This window comes from Hydrogenophaga sp. PBL-H3, assembly GCF_010104355.1.
Lineage (GTDB): Bacteria > Pseudomonadota > Gammaproteobacteria > Burkholderiales > Burkholderiaceae_C > Hydrogenophaga.
In genome coordinates, this window is sequence record NZ_CP044974.1 from 72,373 (window position 1) to 92,885 (window position 20,513).

Genomic DNA, 20,513 nt, shown 5'->3' on the forward strand with positions numbered 1-20,513 from the left:
GTCAAAGCCCCTTCGGCTTGTAGATCGAAACGAAGTAGGTGATCGCGGTCAGCACCGCGAAGTACGCCAGGAACGACCAACCGGCATACACGCCAGGCGTGTTCCAGTGGTAGAGCATCCGCACGAACTGGAAGAAGGTGGCAATCGACAGCACCCACTTGAGGATCGGCCAGACCAGCACGGTCGCCACCCATACGAACTTGACCAGGCCGGCCAGCAGGCCAGCACCGGGGGCCTTGTTGGGGGCAGCAGACGCGGCGGCAGGCTCCACCGGCGCGGGCGCGGCGGGCTGCTCGATCTCCTTGGGGAACTTGATGATGTTGGACATAGCTTGACCCTCCACGCGCTTACGTGTTGAATGCTGGGTGCTCCCACTCGGAAGCATGGTTACGGTGTGCCAGCACCAGGCCAAGCGCCCCGGATCACTCCGGGGCGTTCCTCCACCTGGGGCCGCCCTTGATCTTGCCTCGGCTCACGCAATACTCCTTCTTGGCGTCCTCGATAGGCCCGGCCGTTGCCGACCGGGCCATGTGCTCTTACCAGCCGGCCCGGCGCTTGGCCTGCTCGACGGCTTCCATCGACCAATGGCCCTTGGCCTGCCCCTCCAGGGAGCATCCGGCGAAGTACGCCTTGCCGCGCAGTTCCTCGGCTTTGCACACCAGCTCGGCCGCCTCGGCCATCATGGCCGCGATCTCGTCACGGCGGGCCGGGAAGTCGGTCGCTGCCGCGCCCTCCAGCTCGTCAATCCAGGGCATAATCTTGTTGTCGCTCATCGGACTTTCTCCGGTAGTTGACCTGGGCAATGTGCCCGGCCTTCAAGTGCTATATTAGGGCAAAATGCCCTAACCTGTCAAGCACTTTAGCTAAACTTTTTTCGCTTTACCGGAATCCGAAGGCTAAACTTTAGCCGCTAAAACCTTTCCCTTGGCGTCAATCCTCTTTCCAGATCACGCCCAGCCCGGCCTGGTCGCACAGGATCGCCCATGCCGCATAGGGAATCGGGGTGTCCTCGCCGATCCAGCGGCGGATCGTGCGGTCGCCCTTCGCGCCCAGCCCCAGCGCCTTCGCGGCCTTGCTGCCGCTGAACCCGGCCAGGCGCAGCACCTCTCGGACTTCCTCGCCGGTCGGTTGCGCCCAGCGTTCGGCCGGCTTCAAGCACTCCAGCCGGATATTGGCGTCGTTCGTCATTCGTTCGTTCTCCTGGTCAAGTGATAAGCCGCAACTGGTCGAAGCCGTAGATCGACTGGATGCAGCTCGGGTCTGAATCGACCACGCGCCGGCCTGCGCGATTGGTCTTGTACGTTACCGGCCTGTCGTCGTGCGCCCACACCTGGCGGGTGTCGGGATGCACCTTCACGATGATGATGCGCTTGCCGATGTAGCGGTCGAAAACCGGGTGATGGACGCTCACGATCTCGCACCGCTGGCCGGGCTTGAACTCCACCAGGTCGGCCGGGCCTCCATCGCCATTCCTGGCGATGCTGCAGGTTGCCGCGCTCGCTCGCGGCATCGTTGTTTCCGGCGATACAGGCCCGCCCTCGCCCGGCTCGGCATCGTCGGCTTTGACGATGCTGCAGGTCATCGTCGTTTCTGGCGATGCGGGATCTCGCTCCGGGCCTGCGCCGGTGATTTTTCCCTTGGCGTCCAACCCGGCGGCCCTGGCCGCCTTGATCCTGGTCGCGGCCTCGGCCGCCCAGCGCCTGGCGATGAAGGCCCGATGCGAGGGCAGCACCACATCGACCAGGACGAACCCCGGCGGCACCAGGACGGTCGCCGGTGCGCGCCGCGCCGGCGGCTCCAAGCCGGCCAGCCAAGCGGGCAGGGGAGCATCGGCCAGGCGGTCGCGGTAGCTGGCCTCGACCATCACCGGGCGCTTCTTCTCGGCTCGCTGCGCAGCCAGGATGCCGCGCGCAACCTCGTCCACCGTCATGCAGCCCTGCGCCGTGTCGAAGTGCGAGCGGTAGCCCGTTTCGGAGATAAACGGCCTGTCCAGGTCGATGACGTGGAACTGGAAGTGGGCACCCAGCGGCCCGCCGTAGCCGGCCTCGTACTCCACCAGGGCGCGCATGTCGCCATCCGCGACCAGGAACTGGCCGCGCTGGCCCCACAAGGGCACGTCGCCAGGCACCGCCGCGCAATGGCGCTCGATGACCTGGCCGGGCGCGTCGTGGTCGGCCATGCTGCCCACGTGCGTTCCGCCGTTCATCTTCCAGATGACGGCCTCGTATCGGTCGCTGGCCGCCTCGGCGGCCGCACCGTCACCGCGCATGATCGCCGCGTCGATCTCCACCACGGCCGCCACGGCGGCGGCCAGCAGCTCGTCGCGGTCGGTGGGCAGCTCGGCCAGCAGCTCGGCCGCCGGCGCGTTCCAGTCCTGGCCCGGCTGGGCCGGCGTCTTGCGTTTCTTCGCCATCGGCCGGCCCCTCAAGTGTCAGCACGCCGCCACGCGATCACGTCGCGGGCTTCGTAGCCGTGGCGCTTGCAGTCGTCGCAGAATCCCGAGCTGAACCCCTTGTGGTTCGTGCCGATCCATGCGGCCGGCTTGCCGCATTCGTGGCCGTAGGTGCCCGGCTCGGCGTTGTGGCACTTGCCGTCCGTCGCGTAGCTGTTCGTCGGTGCCTGGGGAGCGTTGTTCCTGGTCATGGTCGCCTCCTGGAAGCCCCGGCCGAAGCCGGGGCCGCCCCTCATCAGTCAATAGCCCGGTAGATCGCGGCCGCCTCGGCGTGGCTGGCTGCGAAGCCGCGCAGGAAGTGATAGCGGTCGATCAGGGCATCGCCGGCGTCCGTGTCGGCGGCCTCGGCCGCGAGCTGACCCAGCGCGAACAGGGTTGCGACAATGCCGGCGGCGTCGGCCGACAACTCGCCTCGGAAGCCGTTGCCGTCCACCTCGATCTCCAGGCGGTCGGCCAGGTCGGGGGCCATGTAAAAACCGCCGTCCGACAAGGTGTAGTAGTGCCAATACGCGCCGCTGTAGCGTTCGCAGAGCCGGCGAAGCCAGGCATACACCAGGGCCTCGCCGCGCATCATCAGACGCGGGCCGAAGTAGGCGGGCAGGAAGTCGAGGCGCTGGGCCTCGGCGACCAGGGAAGCGGTAACGGGTTGCTCTTGGGTGTTCATCGGACTTTCTCCGGTAGTTGACCTGGGCGAAATGCCCGGCCTTCAAGTGCTATATTAGGGCAAAATGTCCTAATCGTCAAGCACTTTAGCTAAACGTTTTAGCCGCTAAACCTTGCCCTTTCCCTTGGCGTGCATTACAATGTAATTCACGAACCCAACCGGAGAACCAATCATGGCTGCAAACCAGCTCGTACAAACGCGCATCGACGGCGCGATCAAGGAAGAAGCGGCGGCCGTCCTGGCCGCGATGGGCCTTACCGTGTCCGACGCGGTGCGGCTGCTGCTCACGAAGGTGGCCCAGGACAAGGCGCTGCCCTTCGAGCCGCTGATTCCGAACGCCACCACCATCGAGGCGATGAAGGAAGCCCGCAAGGGCAAGCTGCCGCGCTTCGCCACCGTCAACGATCTGATGGCCGATCTGCATGCGGCAGATTGAGCGCACCGGCCAGTTCAAGCGCGACTACAAGCGCGAGGCGAAAGGGCAGCACCGGGCCACGCTCGACGCCGACCTGGTGCCCGTCCTGGTCGCGCTCGCCGACGACCAGCCGCTGGAACCTCGGCACCGCGACCACGCGCTGACCGGGGACTGGAAGGATCACCGGGATTGCCACGTCAAGCCCGACCTGGTGCTGATCTACCAGAAGCCCGACGCCGACACGCTGCGCCTGGTGCGCCTCGGCTCTCACTCCGAACTCGGCTTGTGATCGGCGCGGGCCTGGCCCCGCGTCTCACGTTTCATTGACACTTGAGGGGCGCTTTCCGCGCCACCGGCCGAGCTGGCCGACCCCCTTCCTTGGCGTAAAACCTGCGGCGGTGGAGCTGCTGCGATGCTTGAGGATCGCGCGGCCGGTCGAACCGCGGCGACCTGGTTGGGGAGTGTGAGGGGGCTTTGCCCCCTCGCAAGCTCTCGAACTTACTGCCTTCCGCCAGGCGCTTGCGCCTGGCTCTCCTAAGCCGTAGCGCCGAAGGCGCTCCATTGTGGGGTGAGGCCGCAAGGCGGCCGAGGGGCGTAGCCCCTGGGGGGATGGGAGGCCGCTTGCGGCCGGGTGGGATCGAGAAGGGGGGTTTCCCCCCTTCGGCGGCCGGTCATGCTGCGCGGTAGCTTGGGCCGTGTTGCCGTTTTTTTCGCCAGCCTCTGGTTAAAACTACCTGGTTATATAAAAAGGTTATAAAGACGGTTAAAAACCTGGTTAGCATGACCGAAAAACGCGCGTAAACCGTTGTCACGCCAAGGAAAAGCGCGAAGAGGCCGCCCCTCAAGTGTCAATGGATAAGGGGGTCTCCTCGTTTTCAGTGCAATAAGTGACGGTACGCAAAGCTAGCACTGGCGCGGGGGTGGTCTGGGTAGACCGTTGATTTCATTGACTTTCCTGTTCGCTTTGTAACGGGTATGGTGGCCTCCCACTTTTGAGGTTCACGATGCAGGGTTGGCACACAACGTTTTTGGGGATGCGTGGGCTCCCCCGCGATATCAGCGACTTCGAGATGAAGGCATTTTTCACCTTCGATGGTGCCGAGCGCGACGCAATCAATGCACGCCGAGGTGATTCCCACAAGCTTGGTCTGGCGCTCCATATTGGTTTCCTGCGCATGAGTGGGCGTTTGCTCGGTGCCTTTCGGGTAATTCCAGTAGCCTTGTGGCGCCACCTTGGCAACGAGCTTGGCATTGCAGCACCAGAAGTCGCCTCGCTGAGAGCCATGTATGAACGCGGGCGCACGCTATTCGATCACCAACAAGTAGCCTGCACGGTCCTTGGATTCCAGTGGATGAGCGAGCACCAGCGCCGCTCACTGGTACGTGAACTGCGCGACGAAGTGGCGCGCTGCGCCGACCGCGATCAGCTACTCGTGCGGGCGCGTCAATGGCTGTACAAGAACAAGCTGGTGATCGTGCACGAGCGGGCAATTCGGACACTGATTGCGGCGGCACTTGCCCAGCTTGAAGTTGAAACAGGCACCGCCATCGCCGCCAGCGTTGATCCAGCAACACTTGATCGCTGGCGAGCCTCAGTTTCAGAGCTGCGCCCAGATGGACAAACCCAGCAGAGTTGGCTATGGGCTGCACCGGCGAAACACTCAACCCGCCAAATCAGCGAGGTACTGGAGCGCATCGACCTGCTTTACACGCTGGACGTTCATAAGCACCTGGCAGACATCCCCGATCTCATCTTGCGCCGCTACGCGCGCCGACTTGTCTCCAGGCCGCCCTCAGCCGGAGCCAAGATCAAAGAGCCAGCGCGCACCGTGGAGGTCGCATGCTTTCTTCGGTATTGCCTGTTCACCACCACAGACCAGTTGATCCTTATGGTGCAGCGCCGGATCGCCGATCTGTGGCGTCAGGCTGCCGCCGATGTCCCCGCTACCGTCAATTGGGCCGCAATGTACAAAACGCTGCTCGGCGAACTTGTTGCCTTGAGCGCGCAAGGTGCGGTGCCAGATGCTGAGTTGCGTGCCCGTCTTGAAGCCTTGATCACCGAAACCCAGAAACGCAAACCACCGAGCAGGGCCTCCCTGGTCCGCGAGGGATTGATTGATGGAATTCGCCCCGTGCGGTCGTTGCTCGTCGCCATTGCAAAGCTGCCCTGGCAGGCCACCGGCGAGCATCCTGCCATCGAGTACCTTGCCAAGCTGCAAGCTTTATATCTCAAAGGATCCAGAAAGCTGCCAGTTGAAGTGGTGGCACCAAGTCTGGGAATGATCTGGCAGGTTTCGATCTCCAGCCCAGACCGGGAACGGGCGTTTCAGGCGTTGGAGGTGGCCACCCTGTTTGCCCTGCGCCGCGCGGTGCGCAATGGCTCGGTCTGGATTGAGCACAGCCTGAGCTTTCGGGGTCGTGCGCGCTTGTTCTTCACGGACGAGCGTTGGCAGGCAGAGTCCAAGAAACACTATGCCCGTCTATCGTTACCCAGCAAGGCTGCCACTTTCTTGAAGCCTTTGCTGGCCAGAGTAACTGCCGGTGTCGATGCGGTGGCCGCTGCAGCCCGCAGTGGCGTACTGCGCGTGGATGATGAACTCCATTTGTCGCCATTGCCCGCAGAGGACGAAGACCCAGAAGTGACCAAGCTGCGCGCGGCTTTGGATCACCGCATCGGTGAGGTTCAATTGCCGGAAGTGATTCTGGCCGTTGACGCCCAGGTGCGCTTTAGCTGGATCATGCTCGGACGTGAGCCGCGCTCTACCGACGAGCTGCTGATGGTCTATGCCGGCATCATGGCCCACGGCACCAGTCTGACTGCGGTCGAATGCGCGCGCATGATTCCGCAATTGTCTGCCACCAGCATTCGCCAGGCCATGCGCTGGGCGCGGGACGAACGGCGTCTGAGCCAGGCCTGCCAGGCTGTGCTGGAATTCATGCAGCGACACCCGATTGCCGCCACCTGGGGGCGGTCCGATTTGGCATCTTCTGACATGATGACCATGGAGACCACCAAACGGGTGTGGCAAGCCCGGCTTGATCCTCGGCGCAACACACCTTCCATTGGAATCTACTCCCATGTAAAAGACCGGTGGGGCATCTTCCATGCGCAGCCCTTTGTGCTCAATGAGCGCCAGGCGGGCGTGGCCATTGAAGGTGTCATCCGCCAAGAAAAGCTGGAGACCAGCCAGCTTGCTGTGGATACCCATGGCTACACCGACTTTGCCATGTCACATGCCCGTTTGCTTGGTTTTGATCTTTGCCCGCGGTTGAAGGAACTCAAACAGCGCCACCTCTTTGTGCCACGCGGCACCAAAGTGCCCGCAGAAATCGCTGCGGTGTGCGAAGCCAATGTCGACGTCGCTTTGATCGAAAAGCATTGGGATAGTCTGGTGCACCTGGCAGCCTCGGTCATGAGCGGACATGCCAGTGCGGTGGCAGCTCTTGCGCGGTTCGGTTCTGCCGCCCAGGGCGATCCAATCTATGAGGCTGGCGTGCAATTGGGGCGGTTGCTGCGTACGGCGTTTTTGGCTGACTACTTTGTCAAGGACGCTTTCAGGAACGAGTTGCGCCGGGTGCTCAATCGGGGCGAGGCTGTTAACGCCCTCAAGCGCGCCATTTATACCGGCCGGATCAGCCCGGCGCAGGCCAAACGTGTCGATGAAATGCAGGCTGTGGCCGATGCGTTGAGCCTGATGGCCAACATCGTGATGGCGTGGAATACCTCACAGATGCAGGCGGTCCTGGATCGCTGGTCGAACCGCCGCCAGGTCATTCCACCGGAACTGATCGGGAAGATTGCGCCCACCAGGCTGGAGAGCATCAACTTGCGGGGTGTGTTTCGCTTCCCGGTTGACCGCTATGCTGACCAAATCCTGCCTTCGCGGCCAAATGCATCGATAACTGGCACCAATGGATGAAACCGACCACGGTTTGACGCCACGAATCGCAGATTTGAAAGTGAACAGGAAAGTCAATGAAATCAACGATCTACCAACACCACCTCCGCGCCAGTGCTAGCTTTTCGTACCGTCACTTATTGCACTGAAAACGAGGAGACCCCTTTCAGCGTGTCCGACAGCTTCTTGTGACTGATCGAGAAGTACCGCTTCAACGACGGAGCGCACTCGCTCGGCCGCGTGCCCGAAGACAAGCACAAGACGGCTTCGCACGCGAGGCGCACGTCGCCAGTGAAAAGGCCATCGTCGGCCTGGGCCGCCGTGGCGCTGAACATGCCCGCGAGCGCGAGCGGCAAAAGGGCGAGCTTCTTCATAGTCGATTCCTCCTTACTGGTTGAAAACCTCGATTTCCACGCGGCGGTTCTGCGCGCGGCCAACGGCCGTGCCGCCTTCCGCTACATGGTCGCCACCCGACAGGTAGTTGACCGATACCTTCGTCGCGGGAACTCCACGGGCCACCAAGTAGTTCATGGCGGCTTGTGCGCGCTTGAGCGCGATACGCTCATCGCCAGCACTCGGGCGCTCGGCATCCGTGCGGCCCCTGACCTCGATCCGGCGAGCATTCGCCAGGAGCGGCAGAAGCTCGGCTTCCTGGGCCGCCGTGGGCTGGAAGTGTGCCGAGTTGAAAGGGAAGTGAACCGTGACCGTGTGCGAAACCGGCGCGGGCGGCGGTGCTGGATGCACGACGGCCGGCACTGCGGCCGGCCGGCGTTCCAGTTCTCGCACTCGTTGCTTCGTTTCGGCCAGATCGGCCCGGAGGGACAGCACGGAGGCGGTTTCCGCGTCATTCACCGCCGTGCGGTTCGTGCCGTCCACGGTCGGCGGTTTAGGTGGCGTCGAGCACGCGGCAAGCATGGCGGCACAACTGATGATGACCAATCTACGCATTTTGAACCCCTTAGTTGGTGACTTTTGCGAACCAAAATTATACATCTTGGTAGCGTTTGAGGATAGGCGCGGCGCTGAAATTGTCTTGCCCGACATGCGTCGAGCTGTCCAGGTCGGCCGACGTGCCGGCATTGGTGACAAACAGATCCACCAGGTTGGATGCGTTTGTCACCACACACGGGAGCTGCGCAGCGTGCCGATGGTGACGGCCGCCGCGCCTGGCTGGGCTGGCCGTGTCACCACGTCCGGGCGATTGGTGACGGATCTCGCCGGCGCCGGCGGCGGAACTGTCACCAACGAAAGAGGCGGGCAAAAAAATGGTGACATCGAGCGCGCATCGAGGCGGCCGCGGCGTCACCATCAATAGACTGGCGCTATCATAATCCGCCGGTCATTTTACATAATCTATATTATATGTAGTAGGCTAAAGCCTTGTCGCGCAAGGCTTTTTGCCGTTTCCAAGACAGTTTCAGCGTGTCGTGAGGCTGCATTCAGGCACTGCGCGAGTACGCGCCGGCCGGCATCGACTGATCCAGTCGTGCGGCCAGTGTGGCGACCACCGACGCCCGCGTGTTGTCGCTGGCCGGCAGTGCATCGCCAGCCAGCGCCGCGACCGCCTCGGGCGAGGCGGTGCGGATGTAGTGCAGCACCAGGGCCGGCGCGTTGTCCAGCAGAGCCTTTTCGAGCTGGTCGGCCTGTTCGTTCCAGAAGTCCATAGTCGTGTCTCCAAGAGTGAATTAACGGGTGCGCTCGGCGTTGCGCTCGACCTGCGGCCGGCTGCGCTCGGGCTGCTGCTGCGTGGTCGGAGCGGCTTTGTCGTACACCGGCACCGAGGGCACCTTGCCGGCCTTCTCGCGCTGTTCCAGCCGCTCGTTGATGGCCTTCATGATCGCGTCCCGCTGCTTCGGGTCTTTGACCTTCTCGGCCAGCACTTCGGCGGCGACGGCGGCCACCACCTTGGCCTTGTCCGACCGCTCAGGCGCTTTTTCAGGCTGCGGCGCGGCCTGGGTCTTGCCGGTGTCCTGCTGCGTGCCCTGGCGGCCTTTCTGCGCGTCCTGGCGCGTCTGCGTGGCCTCATGCTCGACTACGTTCTTCGAGCGCAGATCGCGGCGGGCTTCCAGCTCCTTCAAGTCCTTCTCCTGCGGCTTGAACCCGCGAACCTCTATGCCGCGAAGGTTCGCTTCCATCCAGACCTCGCGCTGGAAGTCAGGATGACCGGAAACGCGAATGGTCTTCCAGCCCTTCGCCTCGGCCATCGTCGCCATCGCGTGCGCGACACGCTCATCGTTCGACGCGGACACCATGCGCGGGCCTTTGTCCTTGAAGGCCACGCGCTGCGGCTGATCCTTGAAATGGAACTTCGCGCCGGAGACGCGGAACTGCTGGTGAACCTGCTGCATGAGTTCCACTTGCCGGTTCTTCTCGCGCTCGGTCGATACCTGTTCGGGGTAGGCGGTATCCGCACCCGTGCGCTCGGCGATGCGATTCGCGTCGTCTTGTTCCTGGGCTTTCTCCGACAGGTTTTCAACCTTGATGCGCTTGCCCTCGGCCTGCTGCCCGAGCTGGTTTTGCTCGGCCGCAAGACGCTGCTGACGCTCGGCCTCTCGCATGCGCGCCACGCGGGCCAGTGCCTCGTCCACGTCGATTTCTTCGAGCTTTTCCGGCTCGTGCGACACGACGTTTTTCTCGGTCGGATCGTCCGGTTGCATGCGGTCAAACTCGGCCTGCTTGCGATCCTCCTTTTCGGCTATGCGACGGGCGTTTTCCTCGGGAGAAAGGCCGTACTCATTCGCCAACGCCGCGCCTTTCAGCGTGCCCTTCTCGGCCTCAGCTTCACGAATTGCCTTCGCATTTTTTTCGCCGACTGCGTTCTCCAGGTCGATGTCATCAAGACCCTTGAGCTTCGCCACGGTCTTGTTGTCCATCGTGAACGACACGTTGTAGGCGGGCTGGCCGTCCTTCTCGCCGCGTTCGTACTTCACCGCCGTGGCCGGCTTGCCGTCAATCTCGATGATGCCGACAGCAGGGCTGCGCATCGAGGCGTTCAGCTCGGTTGTCACTTGCTTGAGTCCGTCGATTTGCTCCTTCAAGTTCGCATCGACTTCGGGCGCGTTGCCCTTGTTGATTTCAGCCATGTTCGCGCCCCTTAACGTTCGATGCCCTTGTCAGCCTGCTTCGCAGGCTGCGCCTTGGTCGGTGCCGGCTTCGCGGCCTGCTGCGCCGCTTGCTCGCGCGGCTCGAAAGCCTGCTTCGTCACGGCTTCCATGTGCTTCAAGAACGCGGCCCGCTGGTTCGCGTTCTTGATGTTGCCGGCCGCGTATTCCTGCGCCTGGGCAAGCAACGCTTCGGGCTTCATCGTCTCCTTCGCTTCCTTGGCCTTCGGCGCTTGGTCGCGCTGCTGGCCCTGCGCCTGATCGGCCGTCGCTTCCTTCGGCTTGAACGGGTACGCCTTCGCCTTGTCGCCCGTGTAGTGAATCTGGACGTTGAAGCCGTTGAGCTGCTTCTTCGCGTCCAGCATCGCCAGCGTGGAGCCTTGCAGCTCCACCTTGTCCTTCGGATGCACTACCGCGTAGCTGCGATCCTTGCCCACGGCCTGCACGATGAACTTGTCGTTGTTCAGGACAACGGGGCCGTAGTAGCTGCCGTTCTCCTTCGCAGCGGCAATACCGGCGCGAACTTCCTTGCCGGCGTCGTCTTTCAGCCGGTTGCCGTCAGCGTCTTTCGGGGAAAGTTTGTTGATCGCGTAGTCCCGAACTTCCTTCGGAACTTCCTCGATCTTCATCAGGTAGTCGCCCACCTGGGGGCGCTGCTTCGCGGGTTGCTTGGCCGGTGCGTTGTCGCCGGCAGGGATGGTGCGGTCATTCATGGTGAAGGCTCCTATGGAGTTCAAAAAATGCGACTTGCGGTGAAGTCGCCCTTGGGCTGCGCCCGTTTTGGTAGTTGCCGACGTTCATCGACACATACCAAATTCATGCCTTAACCAGCATTCTTCGTTGAAGGCAGGGGCTTGTCAAGCACGCCTAAATCCAGTAAAGGCGCGCGAGACTCGGTTTCCGGTGCCGGCTCATCGTCCAGCATCGGCGGTTCTTCCATCGCATCGAGGGCGGCCAGCATGTCCGCCTCGTCCGGCATCCCGTCGTCGCCGGGCATGGCCGCGTCCATCATTGCGGCCAGCTCGTCGTCGCTCGGCAGATCGTCCAGGCCGTCCGGCAAGACAGTTTCATCGTCCGCCGTGTCGTCGGCTTCGGCCACCGTCGCCGGCAGCGCCTGGGGCGCTTCCTGGGCGTCCTGGGCGGCATTCGCGTCGTCGTCGGTGTCCACGTCCACCGCGATGGCGTTCTGCGCTGTATCCGCGTCCAGGGCCGTGTCCAGCACGTTGTCCAGCTCGGCCGCGTCGTCTGCCTCGGCCTGGGCGGCTGCATCGACGCCGGCATCCGGTTCGGCATCGAGCGCGGCCAGCTCGTCGTCGCTCGGCCGCTCGCCGATGCCGTCGTCGCCGATTTCCTCGTCGTCGTACTCGTTCACGGCGTCCAGGGCGTCGAAGAATCCGTTCACGAAGTCTTCGACCTGTTCGGGCGCGATGCCTTCGCTACCGCTCGCCACCTTGAGCGCCGAAGTGTCCAGGGCCAGCTTGCGGAGGTCGATGCCCTTCTCGACATCGGCCGTCGTCAGCTCGCGGATACGCGACTGAACGACAGCTTCGTGCAAGTCCAGATCGAGCGACGGCACAGGCGAAGCCAGCTCGCCGGAACCCCACACATCTTCAAGCTGCTTCTTCGACGGCAGCTTGCGGCCGAGCTTCGCCAGCGTAGGCGACACCGACTTGAGCCGATCCATGAAAGCGTGATCGGCGTAGTAGGCGATCTTCTCGCAGCGAATCGGCTTCGTGTTTTCCAGACTGATGATTTGCTCGCGCTGGCTCATTTCCTTGAGTTCCTGCGGCAGCATCAAAGCCCGGCGCTGGCCGGCACCCTCGCCGATGGACTCGGAAAGGCTGGTGCCGCCCCGGCCGTTGCTCTTGTTCTTCGAGTGAACCGTCATGTAGCCCAGGGCTTCCGAATACTCGTTCGCGTCCCGTTGCTCCCGTGGCGTGTAGAAAATCTGGCACGCATGGTTCGTCACGAAGGTGCGCGCGTTCTCGCGGCCGTAGCCCTTCGGCGGCTCGGCTTCGAGCTGGCCCGGCGACTGGATAATCGTCAGCAGGCGCAGGCCATAGCCGGCCATGTAGCTGTTGGCCTTGTCGATGATGCCGATCCGGCCGGGCGCGGTGAACTCGTCGGCCAGGATCAAGCATTGGTATTTCAGCTCGGGCGTGGCGTGCAGAAGCTGGTTCGTGTTCAGGTTCACCAGTTGGGTGTAGAACAGGTTGATGAGCAGCTTCGCCTCGGCCAGCTTGTTGGCCGGAATGCCAAGGTAGATCGACATGCGCCGCTTGCGCACGTCGCGCAAGTCGAAGTCGTTCGCCGACGTGGCCGCGTCCACGATGGGGCTGGCCCACATCGTCAACGGCACGTTGAACGTCGCCATGATGGACGACAGCGTGTTGTCCGAGGTGGACGTGAAGCGGTTGATCGCATCGACGCATTCACTCGACAGCGGCGGCAAGCCTTCGCCGTCCCACTCGGTCACGGGAACGAGCGTCTTCGCAATCTCGCCCGTTTCCTCGTCCACTTCCTCAACCTCGCGGTAGTTCCGCTGGTTGATGATGCCTTGCAAGTGATCCTTGATCGGCTGGCCCTTGCCCGACGACTGGCGCAGCAGCTCCCCGATGGTTCGCGGCAGCGTGGGCGTCTCGCACAGGTACAGCGTCAGGCCCAGGAACAGGTTTCGCGCCGCATCATCGAAAAACGCATCGCGGCCTTCGCCCGGATAGAGCGAGTAGCCAATCGCCAGGATGTCCGTCACGCGCATGCGCGGATCGTCGCTGATGTACCCCAGGGGGTTGTATCGGTGCGTCTTGCCGTTCAGCGGGTTGCCCTCGGCGTCCTCGGCAATCGAGAACGGGTTGAACAGATAGACCTCTTGCCCCCACTTCCTGCGGAACTTGGACGTGATGAGGAAGTTTTCCAGCTTCACGTCCATTGCCACGACCGACTCGGCCCAATTGAGCAGGTTCGGGATGACGATGCCGACGCCCTTACCCGAGCGAGTCGGCGCGGCCAGCAGCACGAATTGCATGCCGGCGAACATCAGGAAGCGGTTCTTCCACTTCCCGATGATGATGCCGGTCTTGTCGAACAGCCCGGCCTTGGCAATCTCCGGCGTCTTGGCGAAGCGGGCTTCGCCGTGCAGCGTCCGCACGTCGCGCAGCGCCGCAATCGTCAGCACGATGGGCACGCCGTAGCCCACGGCCGCCGCCACGATCATGGACACCGTGAGGCGCTTCGCCACGACCGGATCGTTTTGGTAGAACTGCCAGTACGTCCACCACGTCGAAAAGTCGGTCTTGCCGAACGGGTTCGCCTTGCTGAACAGGAAGAAGACAAACCCCGACAGCCACACGATGCCCACCGTCGCGGCGATGAACACGGCCAACCCGAATAGCCACTTCACCCACTTAGGCATTTCCATATCAATCCCCTTTGGTGACAGGCCGACGACCTGGCCAGCTCGCCGGCGTCACCATCCAGAAAAACAAAATGGTGACGAACAGATCCACCAGGTTGGATGCGTTCGTCACCACCGCAGCGGCTTTGCCGCCTTTCCCCACCCCGGCCAGGGGCCGGAGGGGGCGGCGTGCATGATTGGCGACAGGCGCAGCTCCTCGATCGCGCGGGCCTGTCACCATCGCCCTACGCATCAGCCGGAGCCGGTGCGCGTTTCAGCTTCGGCTCGTACCACAGCTCGGTGATGTGGCGGCCGAAGTCGCCGTACACGTCGTTATGCACATGCACCACGACATCCACCACCATGTAGAGCAGGCGACGGATGACCGCATAGGGAAGCGTCCGGCCCTGGCGGTTCTGGAGCACCATCAAGCCCAGGCGCTCGAACGTCAGTTCGGCGGAACCGGCGTGGCAGCTCGTGATGCTGCCGCCGTGGCCCGAGGCGGCCACGTTGATGAAGTCGAACGTCTCGCCGCTGCGCAGCTCGGCCAGCAGGATGCGAGTCGGCTTCATGCGCAAGCAGCTCTTGAGCAGCGCCGCCGCCGTCACGGGCGCGTTTTCTTCTTCCTTCGCCTCGGACGGGTAGAACAGATGGACGTGGTTCGGATGGTTCGGCAAGAACAGCTCGGGCACGTCTTCAATCGTGATGATGCGTTGATCCTGGGGAATCTCCTGCATCAGCGCCTTCATGAAGGTGGTCTTACCCGAGCCGGTTTCGCCGGCCACCACGATGACCTTTTCGAGCTGGACGGCCCGACGCAGGAAGCCGACGTAATCGTGCTTTTCCTTGAGCTGCAAAAGCTCCAGCTCGTCGGGACTCAGTTCGGCGCTGATCGGCCGAATGTGAGCGAAGAAGTCTTGCTTCGCGTAGTCATCCAGCGTGCGAACCGTGAAGGACGGCTTTCGGATCGTGACCGAAATCGTTCCTTGCTCGCACGCGGGCGGCATCACGATTTGCACGCGCTCGCCTTGCGGCAGGATGGCCGAGAGGATCGGCCGCACGTCCGACACGTCGTTGGATGAGAACTTGGCGACGGCCGTCGCCAGCGAACGCAGATGCTCGTAAGTGAGAGCCGGCGCTTCGTGCCGTTCCCACTTGCAAGCCCTTTCGCACCACACTTCACCCGGCCGGTTCACGCAGACTTCCGTGATGGCCGGATCGCTCATCCAGGTGGCGAGCGGTTGAAGGTGGAAATCGACCGAAGTCGCGCGGTTCAGCGAGGCCGCGAGGTATTCACTGGTTGGTTGCTGCGACATCGTACACGCTCGAAAAGTCCAGATCGCGGGCGATGTAGACACCGACTTGCTCGCCCTGATTCTTGTAGAGGGTTGGCGGAATGTTGATGGTGTTCTTCAACGCTTCCGCCGCCATGTTTTGGGTGGCCTCGCCCGTGCTGCTGAAATTGATTTGGCCGCTGTTGTTGTTCGTGCCCTGGGTGGCATACCGTGCAACGTCATCGACCAGACTCAGCATCAGCGCGCCGCCGAACCGCTGCCAGAAGTGGTTATCAATGTAGCCCGGCAGGCCCGCGCCGCCGAGCGGATCGGTGCCTGGGGAATCCAGGTTGATGACCACGCCGTTCGGCGTCTTGATGCGCGACCACAGCACGAAGATGCGAGCCATGCCCTGACGCATGTTCGATTGGTACTCGCCCGAAATGGTCGAGCCGCGTTCGACCAGCAGCACCTTGCCGTTGTCGCTGTAGATGTTGCGCGTCACGACGCAGGCCGTCATGCCGGGCACCGTGCTATCGAGCTTCGTTTGCAGCGCGCAGTCGATGAAGCTGCCTTTCGCCAGGATGAAGTTGCGATTGCCCAAGTGCCCGGCCTTGCGCGACGGCGTGCGCGTCGAAGACAGCAGGGCCGAGAGGCCGCCACCTTCGGGCGGCGGTGCAGCGCGGCCCGGCTGGCCGCCCGCATCCGCGCCCGTGTCGCCCTTCTGCGCGACAGCCATCAGGCCCGAGCCTGACTTGTCCAGCGAAGGCGCGGGCCGTTGCTGGCCGCTGCCGCCCGCATCGCCCGGCAGAGGCGGTGCGCTCGCCTGCCCTGCCCCACTCGGCGCAGGAACGACCGGCACCGGAGCCGCAGGGGCCGGCGCAGCTCCAGGCAGCTCGGGCGGATCGGTGAAGGTGCGCGCCGGCACGGCGCTGGTGAGTTGCATCGCCTTGGCTTGCTGCGCGTCCGCCTCGCGGTCGGCGCGCTGCTTGTGCTTCCAGTAGGCCGCACCGCCGCCCAGGCCAACGACCAGGAGCAGCACCACGACGATGAGGCCACGCTTCGCAGTCGATGGCCCGTGATCGTTCACGCTCGGCATGCCGCGCTCGCCGTCAAACGTCTCCAGCTCGGCCTGCTGATTGGTTTGGTTGCTCATTCTTCATCCCCTCCAACGATTACGCGCTTCACGCCGGGAACCGTCGTGCCATCAGTGGGCGGCAGGCCGTCCACGTCGTACTTGTCGTTGTAAACGCCAACGACAGCGTTCCCCAGGCGCAAGACCAGCTCGCGGGCCACGCGATGGACGACCAGCACATCCTTGTCCACATGCGTGTTCACGAGGCTTTCCGACTTGTCGGCAGCCACGATGAACACGGCCGGGAAATCCCGGTTGTTCGGGAATTTCAGGTAGGTAAAACGGCCGTCGTCGTAGGCCATCGTCGGCGCGATGCCATCGGAGGCATCGCCGACCTGCATCGAGTAGGCCCAATTGCGCGGCGCGGGCTTCTCATCGAGCTTCGCTTGCGCCTTTGCCTTGTCGGCCGCCCTCGCCCGCGCTGCCGCTTCGTCCTCGGGGTACTTGAACTCGACGCGATAGGCCACGCGCTGGTTCTGCGGTGCCTTGCCGCTGTTGCCACCACCCGGCAGCAGCTTCAAGTCGAAGTCGTACATGCGGCGGTTCGTCGTCACCATCAAGTTGGTGTCCCACTTCCCCGCCTCGGGAGCCATCACGATGGCTTCCTGGCCGCTGCCGGTCTTGATCGACTTCGGCTTGACGTACAGGATGTTGCGCCGGTCGGAGAACTCCCATCCCTGGGTGAAGCCCGACGCGACATCAAGGATTTCTTCGTCGGCAGCGAAGACGATGCGGGCACCGAGGCCCGGCAAGGCGCGGACGATGACGACATCGCCCGCGTTGTAGTTGACGTACTGAATGCGGCCGTCGTAGCGCGACCCCACCGGCACGTCGGCCGCCTGCGCGGCCGTGGCCGCGCCGAGTGCCAGCAGCACGGCGAATGCGATCTTCTTCATTGTGCGACCCCCATTTCAGGATCGACGCGGTAGCTCAGTACCTGGAAGCCGAAGGGGTTCACCAGTCGGGCGCTTTCGCGGATCAGCGACGGATTGCGGTACTCGTAGGCGACTGTTGCCACCCACTTGGTGACAGTGCCCGGCGAGTTGGGATCATCAACGCGCTTCGTCGTCTTGATGAACCGCACGGTGCCGATGCCCTTGCCATTCGGCACGACGCTGACAATCTCGACCGACACGCGCACCGAGTTGCCGTATTTTTTATCGAGGGCGTCTTTACCCTCGAACAGCGCGGCGTATTCCTGGCCCACGCGAGCCGAGGACAGCAGGCCCACGGTGTCGTAGTCCTTCTGGAGCGTGTACCAGTCATAGGTTTCATGCGAGCGGACGTATTGGGCCAGCCAATACTTGTCCATGACCTCATCGAAGCGAACGCCCTTCGTGTCCATCGCCGTCACGATGTCCGGGACGCCCGTCGTGTTGTCCACGCGGATGACGTAGGGCGTGTTTTCCTTGAGCGGCAGCATCAAGGCGATGGCGACTACCAGCAGCACCACGCACACCACGGCGAACGTCGCAATCGTCCAGGCGCGGCGCTCCGACTTCTCGACCAGGAGCACGCGCGATGCTTCCCAATTCAAAGCCGCCTCGTGCAGCTTCTCGCCCTTGCTCTTTTCCGGCTCCGCACTCGGTGCCGGTTCAGTCGCGCGGTTCTTGCGTCCGAACATGATTACTCCCCTTCTCGTTGATTGACTGGAGCCGCTGCGGGCGGCACCTGCTTGTTGATCTGGACTCGCGGCTTGCCTTCGAGCGAAGGCACGACCGGAGGACGCGCGTTCGTGGCGCAGCCCGCGAGGGCGGCGGCGAACAGAAGAACGACAGATACCCGTTTCATGTTGGTGTCCCTAAGTGAAATGAATCGGCACGCCAGAATATACCATATTCACAACCAAAGTGCCCTATTTTGGTTGCGCGAAGACGAAAAAAAGCCGCCCTGTTTCGGTGAAAACAGGGCGGCCGTTGGTGGCCGCCGTGGCCTCTTACTGCTTCACCGTGCCGCCCGAGGCGCGGCCCCAGTTCTTGCCCATGTTCTGCATCACATGCTGGCGATAGGCCGGGTTCCACATCGTGTTGCCGGCCACCAGATGGTTGGCCCGGCGAGCCGTGACCATCATCCCGGACTGCATATCGCGGCGCGTCGTCATCGGGTTCACCATGTTGCCGACGCCCTTCGCACCACGCAGACCACCCGTGACGGGCATCGCCAAATGGCGAATGCCCATCGCTGCCATCGAGACGCCACCGGCAAGGCCGGAGGCTATGCCGCCTGCCTGCAAGATGATCCACACCAGGACGCCCGTCAGCGCGCCGATTTGCAGCGCCGCGAACATCGGGTTCGAGTCGCCGCTACCGGAGAAGTCCGCGCCCGCGATGAAGGCGTCGTATGCCCGCATGGCAAACGTCATGATGATTGCCATGATGACGATGGTCAGGATGTAGTTCATCGCCTGCCCAAACCAGGAATCGAAGAACTTCGCCGTGGCCGGGAACATCAAGGCCAGGATGAACAGCGGCCCCAGGGCGAACACAATCGCCAGCGAGAACTTGGCGACGATGACCACCGCGCCGCCGAGCATCGACACCAGGACGGTGCCGAGCGCCACGACCACGCCGGCAATGGCCCAGCCGAGCACAGCGCCGAAGTTCCAGCCGGCCTCGTCGGCCTTCTGGAAGCACTGCGCGACGATTTCCAGCCCTTTGCCCAGGGACTGGTCGAGCACCTGATAGATGTTCGCGGCGGGCGGCCCGCCCGACGTGTTCATCGCGTCAGCCAAGCCCGTTTCCAGGCCGTTGAGCGCGCCCATCACCCCGTTGGCGTATCCGTCCACCGTGAGCGCAAAGGCCGCGATGATGACGATCTTCACGCACTGCTTGACGAACGTCCAAAACGGCGACTCAATCGCGCCCGTGCTGATGGCGTAGCCGGTCAGCACGATGTAGAGCGTCACGCCAGTGATGGCGATCATTTGCAGCGCGTACATCAAGTTCGTGGCGGCCGGTGTCACGAACGCATTGGTAGCGTTCTGCACTGTCTCGCCGATGAACTGAAAAACCATCGGGTCCATAAGTCACCGTCCTATTTGTTGTTGCCCTCGGTCTTGGCCGGAGCGGCCGAAGACGGAGCGGAAAGAGGCGCTACCTTGATCGCCCCGCCGCGTGCGCTCCAGGTCGAAGACGAATCGGCGCGGCTGGCGTTGACGCAGTTGGGCGTTGCGGCCAGCTCGCCAGGGTTCGACTTGCACTTGGCGAGCTGCGCTTCGCGCTCGGCCTTGTGCTCCTTGAACCACTCGACCGTTTGCACGACCTCCTGCGGCTTGTCTTCCTTGCAGCCGGCCAGGGCCAGGGCCGCGACTGCTGCAAGCATCATCACTACGTTTTTCTTCATCGGTCACTCTCCTATCGTTGGTGACGGGGCCGAGCTGGCCAGGTCGAAAAGTTGTCACCAAAGGATGGTGACGCAAGACGCCGGCGAGATCCTCGCCGGCGTCACCATTGCCATTACGGCGTGCCGAACGTGATCGGCGTTGCCTGAATGCCCTTGCGGGCCGCCCAGGTGCGGGCCTGCAATTCACGCTGCTGCTGCTGCTGAATCTTGTCCTCGGCCTGGGCCACCATCGCGTAAAGCTGGAGCTTCGTTTGCTCGTTCTGGATCATTGCCTGTTCGGCGGCGATCCGGCCTTGCAGCTCGGCGATGGCCTTCGGGTCGGGCGTGTCGTTGATCTTCGCCATGAGGCTGTCAATCTGGTTGAGCCGCGACTTCGCCTTGTCGTAGGCATCCAGGGCGAAAGCCTGATCCTGGGCCGACTTCACGGCCCGCGCCTCGCACAGCTTCTTCTGGTCGCTGACCGTGATGTGCGCGCACGAGTCGAAAATCTTCGACTGCGAGTAGATCGAGGCCGCCCGGCCGCTCAGGCCGGCATAGCCGCCCGTTTTCACCGAGTCATAGACGCCTTGCCAGTCACTCGGCAGGTAATCGCGCAGCGCCGGGTTGTTCAGGATATTGCCCAGGCCGCGAGAGCCAGTCAGGGACTGGTACTGCTGTTTCATCTGGTCGATTTGGCTAACCATTTGGTCATATTGCATCTTCCACTTCGCCATCGTCTCGATTTGTTGCTGGATGCTGTTGGCGATGGAAGCGCCATCCGTTACCGGGATTTGCGCGCTGGCCGCGCCCGCCATCGTGATGGCGAGCGCAGCGACAAGAGCCTTCATCTTCATGATT

23 protein-coding genes are annotated in these 20,513 nt (G+C 63.0%); 3 read left to right on the forward strand and 20 right to left on the reverse strand.

Annotation, left to right across the window (positions count from 1 at the left end; all coding sequences use genetic code 11):
* Position 1 precedes the first annotated feature (1 nt).
* The 6 genes from kleE to F9Z44_RS22545 form a co-directional block, all read right to left on the reverse strand.
* Positions 2-328 (reverse strand): KleE stable inheritance protein, encoded by a 327-nt coding sequence (gene kleE, locus F9Z44_RS22520; protein WP_011114065.1) that lies wholly within the window; start codon positions 326-328, stop codon positions 2-4.
* Positions 329-536: 208 nt separating this feature from the next.
* On the reverse strand, positions 537-773 hold the full coding sequence (gene kleA / locus F9Z44_RS22525) for a stable inheritance protein KleA (protein ID WP_011114066.1): 237 nt from the start codon (positions 771-773) through the stop codon (positions 537-539).
* 157 nt (positions 774-930) lie between these two features.
* On the reverse strand, positions 931-1,188 hold the full coding sequence (korC, locus tag F9Z44_RS22530; RefSeq protein WP_011114067.1) for a transcriptional repressor KorC: 258 nt from the start codon (positions 1,186-1,188) through the stop codon (positions 931-933).
* A 16-nt stretch (positions 1,189-1,204) separates the two neighbouring features.
* Positions 1,205-2,413 carry a hypothetical protein gene (locus F9Z44_RS22535; RefSeq protein WP_011114068.1) on the reverse strand — a complete coding sequence of 403 codons (1,209 nt, stop codon included), beginning with the start codon at positions 2,411-2,413 and terminating at the stop codon, positions 1,205-1,207.
* 11 nt (positions 2,414-2,424) lie between these two features.
* Positions 2,425-2,643, reverse strand: a complete 219-nt coding sequence (locus F9Z44_RS22540) for a hypothetical protein (protein WP_012478187.1) — start codon at positions 2,641-2,643, stop codon at positions 2,425-2,427.
* Positions 2,644-2,687: 44 nt separating this feature from the next.
* Positions 2,688-3,116, reverse strand: coding sequence for an antirestriction protein (locus F9Z44_RS22545; RefSeq protein ID WP_011114069.1), 429 nt, complete (start codon positions 3,114-3,116; stop codon positions 2,688-2,690).
* 172 nt (positions 3,117-3,288) lie between these two features.
* Here F9Z44_RS22545 and F9Z44_RS22550 point away from each other — a divergent pair, with 172 nt between their 5' ends.
* The 3 genes from F9Z44_RS22550 (at position 3,289) to F9Z44_RS22560 (ending at position 7,451) form a co-directional block, all read left to right on the forward strand.
* Entirely contained in the window at positions 3,289-3,552 is a 264-nt protein-coding gene (locus tag F9Z44_RS22550; RefSeq protein ID WP_011114070.1) for a type II toxin-antitoxin system RelB/DinJ family antitoxin, read from the forward strand.
* The gene (locus F9Z44_RS22555) at positions 3,539-3,820 is read left to right on the forward strand and encodes a type II toxin-antitoxin system YafQ family toxin (protein ID WP_011114071.1); all 282 of its coding nucleotides are present in this window, start codon (positions 3,539-3,541) and stop codon (positions 3,818-3,820) included. The genes F9Z44_RS22550 and F9Z44_RS22555 overlap by 14 nt, the downstream gene beginning before the upstream one ends.
* 715 nt (positions 3,821-4,535) lie before the next feature.
* The gene (locus F9Z44_RS22560; protein WP_003158660.1) at positions 4,536-7,451 is read left to right on the forward strand and encodes a Tn3-like element IS1071 family transposase; all 2,916 of its coding nucleotides are present in this window, start codon (positions 4,536-4,538) and stop codon (positions 7,449-7,451) included.
* A gap of 116 nt (positions 7,452-7,567) precedes the next feature.
* Here F9Z44_RS22560 and F9Z44_RS22565 read toward each other — a convergent pair whose 3' ends face one another.
* The 14 genes from F9Z44_RS22565 to virB5 all read right to left on the reverse strand — a co-directional run bounded on the left by F9Z44_RS22565 (position 7,568) and on the right by virB5 (position 20,509).
* A complete protein-coding gene (locus F9Z44_RS22565; RefSeq protein ID WP_159597444.1) occupies positions 7,568-7,804 on the reverse strand; it encodes a TrbM/KikA/MpfK family conjugal transfer protein in 237 nt (78 codons plus the stop codon).
* Positions 7,805-7,817: 13 nt separating this feature from the next.
* On the reverse strand, positions 7,818-8,474 hold the full coding sequence (locus tag F9Z44_RS22570) for an OmpA family protein (protein ID WP_159609100.1): 657 nt from the start codon (positions 8,472-8,474) through the stop codon (positions 7,818-7,820).
* Between the two features lie 395 nt (positions 8,475-8,869).
* Complete coding sequence (locus tag F9Z44_RS22575; protein ID WP_070697993.1) at positions 8,870-9,094, reverse strand: hypothetical protein; 225 nt, start codon at positions 9,092-9,094, stop codon at positions 8,870-8,872.
* A 21-nt stretch (positions 9,095-9,115) separates the two neighbouring features.
* Positions 9,116-10,513 (reverse strand): LPD7 domain-containing protein, encoded by a 1,398-nt coding sequence (locus F9Z44_RS22580; protein ID WP_159609101.1) that lies wholly within the window; start codon positions 10,511-10,513, stop codon positions 9,116-9,118.
* 11 nt (positions 10,514-10,524) lie between these two features.
* A complete protein-coding gene (locus F9Z44_RS22585) occupies positions 10,525-11,244 on the reverse strand; it encodes a KfrB domain-containing protein (RefSeq protein WP_159597447.1) in 720 nt (239 codons plus the stop codon).
* 110 nt (positions 11,245-11,354) lie between these two features.
* Positions 11,355-13,907: a type IV secretory system conjugative DNA transfer family protein gene (locus tag F9Z44_RS22590; protein ID WP_236574461.1), complete on the reverse strand. Its 2,553-nt coding sequence runs from the start codon at positions 13,905-13,907 to the stop codon at positions 11,355-11,357.
* Between the two features lie 263 nt (positions 13,908-14,170).
* Entirely contained in the window at positions 14,171-15,241 is a 1,071-nt protein-coding gene (gene virB11 / locus F9Z44_RS22595; RefSeq protein ID WP_159597449.1) for a P-type DNA transfer ATPase VirB11, read from the reverse strand.
* The gene (gene virB10 / locus F9Z44_RS22600; RefSeq protein WP_442907309.1) at positions 15,219-16,298 is read right to left on the reverse strand and encodes a type IV secretion system protein VirB10; all 1,080 of its coding nucleotides are present in this window, start codon (positions 16,296-16,298) and stop codon (positions 15,219-15,221) included. Before virB10 ends, virB11 begins: the two co-directional genes overlap by 23 nt.
* Before the next feature lie 53 nt (positions 16,299-16,351).
* Positions 16,352-17,230 carry a P-type conjugative transfer protein VirB9 gene (gene virB9, locus F9Z44_RS22605; RefSeq protein ID WP_046532891.1) on the reverse strand — a complete coding sequence of 293 codons (879 nt, stop codon included), beginning with the start codon at positions 17,228-17,230 and terminating at the stop codon, positions 16,352-16,354.
* Positions 17,227-17,958 carry a virB8 family protein gene (locus F9Z44_RS22610; RefSeq protein WP_159597450.1) on the reverse strand — a complete coding sequence of 244 codons (732 nt, stop codon included), beginning with the start codon at positions 17,956-17,958 and terminating at the stop codon, positions 17,227-17,229. Before F9Z44_RS22610 ends, virB9 begins: the two co-directional genes overlap by 4 nt.
* Before the next feature lie 2 nt (positions 17,959-17,960).
* Complete coding sequence (locus tag F9Z44_RS22615; protein WP_141762690.1) at positions 17,961-18,125, reverse strand: conjugal transfer protein TraI; 165 nt, start codon at positions 18,123-18,125, stop codon at positions 17,961-17,963.
* Positions 18,126-18,270: 145 nt separating this feature from the next.
* Complete coding sequence (locus tag F9Z44_RS22620) at positions 18,271-19,356, reverse strand: type IV secretion system protein (RefSeq protein ID WP_159597451.1); 1,086 nt, start codon at positions 19,354-19,356, stop codon at positions 18,271-18,273.
* Between the two features lie 11 nt (positions 19,357-19,367).
* Positions 19,368-19,676: an EexN family lipoprotein gene (locus tag F9Z44_RS22625; RefSeq protein ID WP_070698001.1), complete on the reverse strand. Its 309-nt coding sequence runs from the start codon at positions 19,674-19,676 to the stop codon at positions 19,368-19,370.
* A gap of 113 nt (positions 19,677-19,789) precedes the next feature.
* Positions 19,790-20,509, reverse strand: coding sequence for a P-type DNA transfer protein VirB5 (virB5, locus tag F9Z44_RS22630; RefSeq protein WP_159597452.1), 720 nt, complete (start codon positions 20,507-20,509; stop codon positions 19,790-19,792).
* Between the last annotated feature and the right edge of the window lie 4 nt (positions 20,510-20,513).